The sequence below is a fragment of the Wolbachia endosymbiont of Drosophila ananassae genome (assembly GCF_008033215.1).
Taxonomy (GTDB): Bacteria; Pseudomonadota; Alphaproteobacteria; order Rickettsiales; family Anaplasmataceae; genus Wolbachia; species Wolbachia pipientis.
On sequence record NZ_CP042904.1, the window covers coordinates 137,553 to 150,529 of the forward strand.

General features: G+C 35.7%; 7 protein-coding genes and 1 pseudogene. 3 read left to right on the forward strand and 5 right to left on the reverse strand.

The annotated features are described in order from the left end of the window. Nucleotides 1–262: 262 nt before the first annotated feature. The 4 genes from gyrB to EA652_RS00720 all read right to left on the reverse strand — a co-directional run bounded on the left by gyrB (nt 263) and on the right by EA652_RS00720 (nt 4,890). Complete coding sequence (gyrB, locus tag EA652_RS00705) at nt 263–2,650, reverse strand: DNA topoisomerase (ATP-hydrolyzing) subunit B (protein WP_041582600.1); 2,388 nt, start codon at nt 2,648–2,650, stop codon at nt 263–265. A 216-nt stretch (nt 2,651–2,866) separates the two neighbouring features. Next, entirely contained in the window at nt 2,867–3,475 is a 609-nt protein-coding gene (locus EA652_RS00710) for an SCO family protein (protein WP_006280143.1), read from the reverse strand. 44 nt (nt 3,476–3,519) lie between these two features. Then, nucleotides 3,520–4,215 (reverse strand): DNA polymerase III subunit epsilon, encoded by a 696-nt coding sequence (gene dnaQ / locus EA652_RS00715; protein WP_006280142.1) that lies wholly within the window; start codon nt 4,213–4,215, stop codon nt 3,520–3,522. Between the two features lie 24 nt (nt 4,216–4,239). Further along, entirely contained in the window at nt 4,240–4,890 is a 651-nt protein-coding gene (locus EA652_RS00720; protein WP_006280141.1) for a Tim44/TimA family putative adaptor protein, read from the reverse strand. Between the two features lie 164 nt (nt 4,891–5,054). Here EA652_RS00720 and secB point away from each other — a divergent pair, with 164 nt between their 5' ends. The 3 genes from secB (at nt 5,055) to putA (ending at nt 11,442) form a co-directional block, all read left to right on the forward strand. After that, nucleotides 5,055–5,558 carry a protein-export chaperone SecB gene (gene secB / locus EA652_RS00725; RefSeq protein WP_121721710.1) on the forward strand — a complete coding sequence of 168 codons (504 nt, stop codon included), beginning with the start codon at nt 5,055–5,057 and terminating at the stop codon, nt 5,556–5,558. Nucleotides 5,559–5,572: 14 nt separating this feature from the next. Then, a complete protein-coding gene (gene acnA, locus EA652_RS00730) occupies nt 5,573–8,167 on the forward strand; it encodes an aconitate hydratase AcnA (protein WP_012673070.1) in 2,595 nt (864 codons plus the stop codon). Nucleotides 8,168–8,301: 134 nt separating this feature from the next. After that, on the forward strand, nt 8,302–11,442 hold the full coding sequence (gene putA / locus EA652_RS00735; RefSeq protein WP_012673071.1) for a bifunctional proline dehydrogenase/L-glutamate gamma-semialdehyde dehydrogenase PutA: 3,141 nt from the start codon (nt 8,302–8,304) through the stop codon (nt 11,440–11,442). A gap of 141 nt (nt 11,443–11,583) precedes the next feature. Here the strand turns inward: putA and EA652_RS00740 are convergent. After that, nucleotides 11,584–12,719: pseudogene (locus EA652_RS00740) on the reverse strand (transposase). Nucleotides 12,720–12,977 lie beyond the last annotated feature (258 nt).

Sequence of the window (12,977 nt, forward strand, 5' to 3'; positions counted from 1 at the left end):
TGTTAGCGGGATCTAGAGATACCGCGAATGAATCGCGGCATGACGTAGGACTGCTTTCATTCCAGTGCTTGACACTGGAATCCAGCCTTTCTGCAATCTCATCGAAAACGTTGTAACCACTTTCTATGCTAGTTTGCTTGTGAGCAACCTGGATTCCAGTGTCAAGCACTGGAATGACACCGTTATAAAGGAACCAGTGTCAGCTACTTGAATGACACAGTCTTTGCTTAAACCCGTAACGTTCGTACATTTTGCTAAAAGTTCAAATATCAACATCATGCACGTTGAGTGCATTGCTATTAATAAAATCACGGCGTGGTTCAACTATATCACCCATTAGTATTGAAAATATGGAATCAGCTTCTTCACAATCTTTTATTTCAACCTTTAGTAAAGTTCTAGCCTCAGGATTTAACGTAGTATCCCATAGCTGATCAGCATTCATTTCACCAAGACCTTTAAATCTCTGCAGAGTTAAACCCTTTTTACCATAGTCCATTATTATTTTTGCAAGCGTACTTGGAGAAGTGATTCTTATTTCAGTTTCTTGTGATTTTAAAAATGAATCACCATTAAATAAATTACTTATACCATCAAGCAAACTTAATATGTTTTGCATATCTTTGCCTTCAAGCATACTAAGTGCAAATATATATTTGTCTGCCAATCCTTGAAACAATTTAGAGATGTGAATTTCTTTTTCTTCATCTTTTATTTCCACTTCCCAAGTATATTCGCTGTACATTAACTTCAAATACTTTAATATATCATCAGCCGATGATAGAGCATTCTTTTTGCTTAAAATTAGCAATGACTCTAAGAGATTTTGTGGTATCTCTCTATCATAATTTTTGCTAATATTAGAAATGCTAACGCATTTATTCAAAATAAGGCGCAAATCGTTAAATTCTGTAGCTGTACTACTTAGTGTTAATCTTTTAACTGCTGAGTTTATTATATACTCTTCAAAAGTTTCGTCATCTTTAATATAAGTGTCTTTAGCATTCTTTGTAACTTTATAGAGGGGTGGCTGTGCTATGTATAAGTAGCCCTTTTCAATAACTTCACGCATGTGTCTAAAAAAGAAAGTCAGAATCAAAGTTCTTATATGTGAACCATCAACATCTGCATCTGTCATGATGATAATTTTATGATATCTAGCTTTTTCAATATCGAAGTGTTCACTCCCTATTCCAGCACCAATTGCAGTAATTAAAGAGCCTATTTCTGCAGATGAAAAAATACGATCTAAACTTACACGTTCTACGTTTAGAATTTTTCCTCTTAAGGCAAGCACTGCTTGTGTTTTACGATTACGCCCCTGCTTTGCAGTACCACCTGCTGAATTACCCTCTACTATAAATAATTCCGATAACTCAGGAGCTTTTTCCTGACAATCAGCAAGCTTTCCTGGCAGAGTTGCAATATCAATATTGTTTTTGCTTTTAACTAGCTCGCGCGCTTTTCTTGCAGCTTCTCTTCCTTTTGCTGACCTGATTGCTCTTTCTACTATGCTTGCTGCCAATTTGGGATCAGTTTCAAGGATTGTGCTCAATTTATCAGAAACTATACTTTCTACAACTGCACGTGCTTCAGAACTAACTAGTTTATCTTTTGTTTGTGAAGAAAACTTAGGATCAGGCATCTTAAGAGATAAAACACAAGTTAAACCTTCTCTAACGTCCTCTCCAGTTAAATTTACTTTTGCTTTCTTTAAAAACCCTTCATTAGTTGCATAGGTATTGATACATCTAGTTAGTGCAGATCTAAATCCTGCCAAATGCGTACCACCATCTCGTTGCCGTATATTATTAGTGAAACACAACATATTCTCATAGTAGGAATCATTCCATTCCATCGATATTTCCAAGCTGATGCCAAGATCTTCTGCATCTCCTTTCATACTGGCAATTTTAGTTACATGTGTCTTATTCTTATCTAAATACTGCACAAAATTTGCTGTACCAAAATTGTCTTTAGATTGATTGCTCTGATTGAAATGAGATTCTGTATATGGTTCATTGCGCAGATCACGTAAAGTAATGTCGATATTTGAATTTAAAAATGCTAATTCTCTTATACGACTTTCAAGCGTTGAGTAACTGAAATTAATGCCATTAAAAGTCTCTGTTGATGGCATGAACGTGACTTTAGTTCCTCTTTTGTTTGTATTTTCGTTGACTACCTTTAAAGGTTCAATAGACTCACCATCTTCAAAACGCATAAAGTGTTCTTTCTTATTGCGCCAAATAGTTAATTCCAACCAGCTTGATAATGCATTCACAACTGAGATTCCAACACCATGTAATCCCCCAGAAACTTTATAGGTATTACTGTCAAATTTACCACCAGCATGGAGTTGAGTCATTATTACCTCTGCTGCTGATATTCCTTCTTCTTCATGAATGTCAGTTGGAATGCCACGACCATTATCAGTTACAGATACTGAACCATCTTTATTTATGCTAACTTCAATTTTATCACAATATCCAGCTAAAGACTCATCTATTGCGTTGTCAATAACCTCATATACCATGTGGTGCAAGCCAGATCCATCGTCAGTGTCACCAATGTACATACCTGGACGTTTCCTTACAGCATCAAGACCCCTTAAGATTTTTATTGCATCGGCATTATAACTATTTTCCATGGTATTGCTTCGTTTATGAATGTTAATTAATATTACATTCATATATGCTGATTAGCAACATTTTTAAACTGATAACCCATATTAAAAGCACAACTTTACGAATGTTTATTTTTGAAGACAGCAAATAGTGTCATTCCAATGTGTCTTCCAGGTGGAGATTAAATTATAATGCTCATGCAGTTGCGTGCTCGGCTAATTAACAGAAAAATCTATAATTCAGTTTACGTATTTTCTGATCTCAGCCAAAATCTTATCAGATTGACTTTCGTCTGAATTTAAATCAGCTGCAAAGTGTGTAACATATCTTCCTCCAGGGCCAATAAGATATATTATCGAAGAATGGTTGATTTCTTCTTCTCCGTCTACTTTGCTTGCATATACTTTATATTTTGCAACTACTTCGTCTATTTTTTCTCTTTCACCAGTTAACATTTGTATTCTGTGGTCAAATTGCTGCTGAAATTCTTTAAGTCTTTCCGTGCTATCGCGCTCAGGATCAACTGTGATAAAAAATGTTTGTAGCTTGTTGTTAGTTTTCTCATCTAACCTTGCAAGTGTTTCTGAAATTATCCCAAGGTTCATAGGGCAAATTCTTTTGCATGAGGAAAACCCAAAGAAAATCATCATGTATTTATCTTTAAAATCACTACTGCGCAGGATCTGTCCGTCCTGATTAATTAAAGAAAAATCTCCGCCTATCTTAACTTCTGCGTTGTGAATCGCTGCTGGGGCAAATATGCCTTTTTTAGTGAAATAACAATAACCTAAAAAAACAACTGCTAATGCTGCTAGCACATTAGATAACAATCTTATAAACCTTACCATTAGGGTGCTCTCAGTAAAATTAAATTGTATCTTTATTAGTTGACCTATTCAATATATTTATTCCAAAGTGTATTGTTAATTTTGTCTAACAGTTTCTTATGTTCATCAATTTCTTCACTATTTGGTGAATGTTCTCTGGGAGTTAGATTACGCACTTTATGCTGAACGAATGTAGAGTTACTGTCCTGATTGCATTCATTATCAAACAGAAAGGTTTGTAACCCTCCTGTAAGTTCAACATATACCTTTGCAAGCAATTGAGCATCAACTAGTGCTCCGTGCAATTCTCTATTCTCTAGCGATATATCAAAACGCTTACATAATGCATTCAAAGAAGCAGGTGATCCTGCGAATTTTTTCCTCGCAAGAGGTAATGTATCTAGCACTCTATCTGAGGAAATTAACCCAGCATTCAGCTTGCTTAGCTCCATGTTAAGGAACTTAACATCGAATTCAGCGTTGTGAATTACCAAAATATCATTAGATATAAAGTCAAGAAATTCAAGTGCAACATCTGAAAATAATGGTTTATCTTCTAAAAATTCTTCACTAATACCGTGAATCTTAAACGAGTGATAAGGTATATCTCTTTCTGGGTTAAGGTACCGATGGAATACTTTACCTGTTGGAATACGATTAATTAATTCCACACACCCTATTTCAATAATTCGATGACCAGATTCAGTGTCAAGACCTGTCGTTTCAGTGTCAAGTACTAGTTCGCGTAGCTTGCTTTCCATGGTTAACTCTAAATAAAACTAATCTTACTTGTCATTTGTCTTATCGTTACTTGTCTTTTTATAGTGAATAGAAACAAGCAACCAGCTTGGGTCTGATGAATTAACATTTTTTTTGAATTGCCATACATCCTCAACTTTATTAATAGTGGATGTACTACCTGATATGATATCTCCTTCATTGTTCTTAACGAAGTTAATTTGCTCTGAAAGGAAATATACTGCAATAAACACTACATTTTTTACTAGCTTTATTTCTAAAATCTTTTGTGAAACGATAGAAACAATGATAGACTCGTGCACCTCTTTACGATGTTTAATCTTCTCTGCAAAATTATCATATAAGTCTTTATCGAGAAGTGGTTTTAACTGAGACAAATTTCCTTGATTGAAATACTTTATTATTAATTCAAAAGCTATGCTTGAACCTTCTATAAAGTGGGAAATAGAAAAATCTTTATTTTTTTTTAATATTTGTTCATAAGTAACTTTTATTGAATTTTCATCATTGCTATCAATGTAACCCTCAATGTTTTCTACTACGTCTTCTCTACTTCGGCTTACATCCAATACACTAGTTAGCTTTTTTAGGTTGAGGTTGGCTGATCTTCCTAAAGAATTATACAAACGTGAAAAAATGAACGCCGCTAATAAAGCATATATTACAAGCTCTATCATAGTAACTCAACTCCTTGGCATATAAAGTATCCGAACATTATTAATTATTAATGAAAATATGTTTTTCATATCAACTTATAATCAGGTTTGCTATTCGTTTGTAAATGAATATATTATATAAGAAAGTATTAAATATCTCAACTTAATTAAAGGAGACGTAAGAAATGCCACAACAAAAAATGAGAATTCACGGTCAATATGTTAAAGATCTATCATTTGAGAATCCGAATTCGCCATTCCTTTCCTCTAGTAAAGCTCCAGATATTAATGTAATGGTTAATATCAATTCAGCAAAATTAGAAGGGACGAAAAACAAAGAAGAAGTGAATGAAGAAAAATCTTTTCATGAAATTACTTTGCATATAGAAGTCAAAGCAACGGTAAAAGATGAAGGCATAAAAGATGGTGTAGCTTTCATTTGTGAGACGAAATATTGTGGCATTTTTTCAATAGAAAATTTAAAAGAGTTGAGAGAGGAAGAGGTAAGACAAGCTTTGTTTATTGGCGGACCTACTTTTCTTTTCCCTTTTGCAAGAGAAATAATTGCAAGAGTTACAAGTAGTGGTGGATTTCCCCCACTGATGCTAGATCCTATAGATTTTGAAACTATGTATGAGCAGCAAGGTCAACAACAAAAAAGTAACGGTAGTAATTCCAATTTTAACTAATATAGTGTGATAGGATGAACAATTCTTTAAATGCAAAAACGACTTTAAACATTGACGGGAAGTCATACAACTATTTTAGCCTAAGTAGTGCTAGTGAATTTTTAGGAATAGATGTGACTAAATTGCCTTACTCACTTAAGGTTCTGCTTGAAAGTTTATTGCGCAATGAAGATGGAGTAAACGTAAAGCTAGATGACATAAGAGTACTAGCAGACTGCGTTAATAAACACACTAATCACGAAATTAGCTATAAACCAGCAAGGGTGTTGATGCAAGATTTTACAGGGGTTCCTGCTGTTGTTGATCTAGCTTCAATGCGGGACTATGTTAAGAAAAATGGAGGAAACCCAAGCAATATAAATCCGTCTGTACCGGTTGATCTTGTGATTGACCATTCTGTTCAAGTAGATAGTTATGGAAGTGTTTCCGCATTCAGTAAGAATGTTGAGTTAGAAGTAAAAAGAAATTTGGAGAGATATCAATTTTTAAAGTGGGGAGAATCGTCCTTCACAAATTTTAGAGTAGTGCCGCCTGGCACAGGGATTTGCCACCAAGTGAATCTTGAATATTTAGCGCAAGTTGTGTGTAATAATGATGGAGTCATATATCCTGATACTTTAGTTGGTACTGACAGCCATACTACAATGGTTAACGGATTATCAGTTCTTGGTTGGGGTGTTGGAGGCATAGAAGCTGAGTCTGTGATGCTTGGTCAACCAATTAGTATGGTGATTCCAGAAGTAGTTGGATTTAAATTAATTGGCAGATTGTCGGAAGGAGTAACTGCGACCGATTTAGTGCTGACGGTTACCAATATCCTAAGAACAAAAGGCGTTGTTGGTAAGTTTGTAGAATTTTATGGTGATGGTTTAGATTATTTATCTTTGGCAGATAGAGCCACTATAGCAAACATGGCCCCGGAGTATGGCGCAACTTGTGGATTTTTTCCAATTGATCAAAAAACGCTAGATTATTTAAGCTTAACCGGAAGGCCAGAAAAGCTGATTAAGCTAGTTGAGGCTTATGCGAAAGAGCAAGGACTGTGGCGTAGTAGTGACGAGTTAGCATTTTTTGACGCACTAGAACTTGATTTATCGAGCGTGAAGCCAGTAATGGCTGGTCCTAAAAGACCACAAGATAAGGTTTTTCTTTCACAAGTGGCAGAGTCTTTTTCTAAATCATTTTCAGTTAATGAGTCAAAGGAAAGCGATAAACTCCAAGATGGAAGTGTAGTTATTGCAGCAATAACAAGCTGCACTAATACTTCAAATCCAAGTGTGATGATTGCTGCAGGTCTTGTAGCTCGTAATGCAATTAAACTTGGATTAAAATCAAAGCCTTGGGTTAAAACTTCTCTTGCTCCAGGGTCACAAGTTGTAACAGAATATTTAGAAAAGTCTGGATTGCAGGTAGATCTAAATGCTTTGGGTTTTAATCTAGTTGGATATGGTTGCACAACTTGCATTGGGAATTCTGGTCCACTCAATAAAGATATAGAAGATGGCATTAAAAACAAAAACTTAACCGTTGCTGCAGTTTTATCTGGCAATCGTAACTTTGAAGGAAGAATTCATCCGTTAGTCAAAGCTAATTACTTGGCATCTCCGCCACTTATTGTTGCATATGCACTTGCAGGCACTGTGCAAATTGATTTGACAAAAGATCCTATATGCAAAGATAAGAATGGAAGTGACGTATACCTCAAGGATATATGGCCAACAAATAATGAAATCGAAGATTGTGTTAAAAATGTGGTAACACGTGAGATGTTCATACAAAAGTATAAGGATGTTTTTTCTGGTGATAAACATTGGCGAAAGATAAAGTGTGAAAAAAGTGAAATCTATAATTGGGATGCAAACAGCACTTACATACAAAATCCGCCTTATTTTGATAATTTATCACCTAAAAATAATAAAATCGATATAAAAGGTGCACAAATATTGGCAATGTTTGGCGATAGCATAACCACTGATCACATTTCCCCTGCTGGAAATATTGCCTCAAGTAGTCCTGCAGGTATATATTTAAAAAATCTTGGAATTGAGCCACAGGACTTTAATTCGTATGGATCTCGTCGTGGTAACCACAATGTAATGATGCGTGGCACTTTTACTAACATTAGAATAAAAAATGAAATGGTTAGCACCGAAGGTGGATATACAAAATATATTCCTTCTCAAGAAATTATGTCAATTTTTGATGCAGCAATGCGTTACAAGGAAAATAATGTACCTCTAATCATTGTTGCAGGAAAAGAATATGGCACAGGTTCAAGTAGGGATTGGGCAGCAAAGGGTACTTTATTGTTGGGGGTTAAAGTTGTCATTGCAGAAAGCTTTGAGCGTATACATAGGTCCAACTTAGTTGGTATGGGTGTTCTTCCACTTGTATTTCAAAATGGAATAACCAGAAAGATATTTGATGGTAGTAAGGTAATAAGCATAAAAGGTGAAATAGTGCCAGGTGGAAATCTAGAATGTATCATCAAAAGAAAGGATAATTCAAGGCAATCAATTCAACTCAAATGCTGTGTACAAACCGCAACTGAGACTAAATACTTGATGTGTGGTGGAGTGTTGAGCTACATACTTGCACAATCTTTTTGATTTAGTGAAGTTATTGCATGGACTTCTTTTAGCCAGCCCTGATCCCTTTGTAAATAGCAATTTGCTCTGCGCAAAGTTATGATATAATTTCACCATACATATGGTGTCGGAGTATTTTTTGGAGATAATTATATATGATAAGCTCTATACAAGAACCTAATGAACTCAGAAAACGTTTACAAGGATTTTATCGTACTGATGAAAAGAGTTATATACGTTATCTTGTAGAAAAAGCAGAGCTTTCGGCTGATTCAAAAAATAGAATTTATAATATTGCAAAACAAGTTATTGAAAAAATCAAACACAATAAATTAAGTATTGTAGATTCCTTTATGCAGCAATACTCGCTTTCCAATGATGAAGGAATAGCGCTTATGTGTCTTGCTGAGTCACTACTTAGAATACCAGATGATTATACAATAGACGAGCTAATCAAAGATAAAATTGCCAATCAAGAATGGAGTAAATATTTAGGATATTCTTCTTCATTGTTCGTCAATGCTTCCATGTGGAGTTTAATGATAGGTAGCAGTATATTGAGAGATAATGAAGGCGATTCGAAGTTCTATTACGCAATTTCTAAGTTACTTAAGAATTTAGGAGAACCGATCATTCGCAAAGCAGTAAAACAAGCAATGTCTATGCTTGGTAATCATTTTGTTGTTGGAGAAACCATAGAAGAAGCTTTAAGGTACGCAAAACTAGATGACAATAGTAAGTTTTTATACTCTTTTGATATGCTTGGCGAAGCTGCTCACACAACTGAGGATGCAGAAGAGTATTTTAATTCGTACATGCACTCAATAAAAGCTATAGGTGAATCCACTGAAATAAATGATTGTTTTAAATCCCATGGAATTTCAATCAAACTTTCTGCTTTACACCCACGTTATGAATTTAGTCAATTTGGCCGAATTGCTGGTGAGATATTCACTAAGGTTTTAGAGCTCTGCCGCGAGGCAAAAAAATACAACATTTCACTATGCATAGACGCAGAAGAAACAGAAAGGCTTGAAATTTCCTTAATCTTGTTTGAACAATTACGGCTTGATGAATCACTTTCTGAGTGGGAAGGGCTCGGCTTGGCTGTACAAGCATATCAAAAACGTGCTTTATCTGTTCTTGACTTTGTAGAGGATGTTGCTATTCGATCAAAGCACAAAATTATGGTGAGGCTTGTAAAAGGTGCATATTGGGATTCAGAAATCAAGTGTACGCAAGAATTGGGATTAAATGATTACTCAGTATTTACAAGAAAAAGCTATACTGACGTATCTTACCTCGTGTGCGCACAGAAACTTTTGAGTAAACCAAACAGCTTTTACCCATGCTTTGGAACTCATAACGTCTATACTTTTGCTTCTATCATGGAACTTGCTGATAAAAACCACCCTGGATTTGAATTTCAACGCTTACATGGAATGGCAAAAGACTTATATGATTATGCAATGTCAGAGCTTGCAACAAATGTTAGCTGTCGTGTCTACGCACCCGTTGGGGAACATAGTGACTTGTTGCCTTATCTTATAAGACGCCTTCTTGAAAATGGAGCTAATAGTTCGTTTGTTAATCAAATAAGTAATCCTAACGTTAAAATCGATGAGTTAATTTCAGATCCACTGGAAAAAGCTATAAATTTTAATTATGAACCTCATCCAGGCATTCCATTACCACAAGATATTTTGGGACCAGAAAGAAAAAATTCCTTGGGGATGGATATTAGTGATTCTGTGATAGTCTCACAATTTGCAGATGATATAAAGGGTTTTAGTGAAAAAAAGTGGCAAGTTGGACCAATAATTGATGGAAAAGCACTATTTGATAATGCTGAATTTATCGAAGTAGTGAATCCTGCACATTTGGAAAATGTAATTGGAGAAGTGTCAAGTGCAACAAGCGATCAAGCTTTAAACGCTCTTGAAATAGCACATAGTGCTTTTGCTAAGTGGCAGAATGTTTCAGCAGAAGAGCGCGCTAAATGCCTTGAAAAAGCTGCAGATTTGCTTGAGGAAAGGATGAAAGAGTTAATTTACATTCTGATTGTGGAAGCAGGAAAAATTTTATCCGATGCAATAGCAGAAGTAAGAGAGGCAATCGACTTTCTGCGTTATTATGCAATGATAGCAAAAAATGAACTGAGCGACTGGAAAAAATTGCCGGGCCCAACAGGTGAAGATAACTTCATCTTTTTTGAAGGCAGAGGAGTTTTCTTATGCATATCACCGTGGAATTTTCCGCTCGCTATCTTCATTGGGCAGGTCTCAGCTGCACTTGCAGCAGGTAATGCAGTGCTGGCAAAACCGGCAGAGCAAACGCCGATTATTGCCTACGAAGCTGTTAAGATACTACATGAAGCTGGGATACCAAAGAATGTGTTACACCTCATTCCTGGGGATGGTGGATATTTAGGCAAAATATTAGTTCCAGACAATAGAATTGCCGGAGTAGCTTTTACTGGCTCAACACAAACTGCTCAAATAATCAATAAAATGCTTGCAAATAGGGATGGTCCTATCGTACCACTTATTGCTGAAACAGGAGGGCTCAATGCTATGATAGTTGATAGCTCTGCTCTCTTAGAGCAAGTGACTACGGATGTTTTGCTTTCTGCGTTTCGCAGCGCTGGCCAACGCTGTTCTGCGCTTAGAGTGCTGTTTATTCAAGAGGACATAGCAGAGAAGCAGATAAAAATGATATGCGGTGCAGCGCAAGAACTCAAGATTGGTGACCCAATACAACTTAGTACTGATATTGGTCCAATAATTGATAAAGCATCTATCGATATGCTCACTCAACATACGCAAAAAATGTCAGAGGATAAAGATTCAAATCTGTTATTTAAAGTACCCATGGATACAAATTCTCATAATGGTTATTTCTTTCCTCCATATATTTATGAGATACAAAAAATTTCGCAATTAAAGCAAGAAGTATTTGGTCCTATTTTACATATCATACGTTTTAACAAGTCACAATTAAATGAAGTTATAAGTGATATAAATAGTACTGGATATGGGCTTACGTTTTCTTTGCAGAGTCGTATACAAAGTCAAATTGACACTATAAGTAAAAAAATATCAGTTGGAAATGTCTACATCAACCGTAACCAGATAGGTGCAGCAGTTGGGATACAACCATTTGGTGGTAGAGGACTATCTGGCACTGGGCCAAAAGCTGGTGGTCCTCATTATTTACAGCGTTTTTCTACAGAAAAAGTTGTAAGTGTTAACACTACAGCATTTGGTGGTAACACTACACTTATGTGTTTGGATTAATTTGCGGGCCCTAATTTTTCTTACCCCTAAACTAGACGTTCGTGCAGTTATGTACACAGCGCTAAAATCCGAAAAGGACCAGCTCATGCACTGAAATAAATCGTATCCGTTCAGCCAATGGCGTCAACTTAAGAACTTTCATTAGCAAACTCTCCTAAAGACATGATGGCGTTTAGGCTTATCTACTTTATTGCGGCTGTCCCGGTCGGATTTTAACTTTAGCGCGTATACTTAAAAAGGGCTTGAAAGTTTTTTGGCGCAATAAGTACCTGATAGAGTTTCTGCCTCATTACACCAAATAAAACTGAAAAATTTAAACGATACTCAGTAATTTGATCTGGGTTCCAAGGCCCTTGTGCATCACATATATGAAGCGATAATATATTGCACATGACCAAGTTTGCCCAAAATTCTTGTAATACAGCCTCTCCAGAAAAATTCTCTAACTCTGCTCCTACTTTGAGTCGTTTCCTCTATGTGCCACCTTAACACATAAGCTTTGCTCCAAAGTCTCGGTCAAAAACTCTGTTTCTCAGTTGGCTAATGTCAGCACTATAACTCTTACTTTCTGTCCTTTCATTTTATTTTTTAGCTTTTCATTTTCTAATATAAAATCAAAATCTAATTCGCCAGCGTTCCCATAGCTTACTATAATTTCTTTTTTGCAAGCGAAAAATAAAATCTACTTCCAAATCATAATGCTGCTGAATGAATTTTACTGAAGACGATCATAGATAAATAATAATTTCTCTTGATTTAATAAACGCATTTGAGTGATAACTTCGGGTAATTGCTCTGCCGCCAACGTTTGTTCACCTATATTCCAAGCTGCAAGACGAGCACTACAAATCAGCGAAGTACACAAATCAACAAACAAATTGCCAATGGTGCCTGTTGTTCCATTTGGTTCAAACTCGGATACAATTTCCCCAGAGCTGGGTAATCTCATACCAGAACCATCTGCTGCAATAAGTCTATAGCCTCTCCAACTCAGGTTCATCCTGATAGGCTGTTTGGATGCTTAAATTCTTGAAAGCCTGTATGGCAAATCTTATACCTTGCTTTAGAAAAAGCTTGCTTTGAGGGTACATGTCAATGGCTCCATAAGTTCACATTCTATTCCCAAACTTTTTTTAACTAACTTTAAAATCATAGAAAATACTGTCGAAAAAGGAAGTTTTCTTGTTCGTGTAAAACTCAACACAATGGATTTTCTGAAAAGTTTTCGAGTATATTATATTTTTAATTTGTAGAATAAGGTTTTTTCCTTTTTGCATATTTCACCTAAAAAGGACATATTTTAGACTTCTTTGTTGAAATAAAACAGAAACAAAAGTGCTGTCCCTTGCACTCTTTGGATAATTTAATGATAAAAAATTTGGAGAGAAATTTTATACACAATCTCTGACATTTTTCCTTAAGTTGACGCCATTGTGTGAACGGTTACGGTTTCCCGTCTTCACCATGCTATATAGAAAAAAGTCTGGATTCCAATTTGCATGACAATATGGAGTATCTGCTTCTTTCATCCCAGT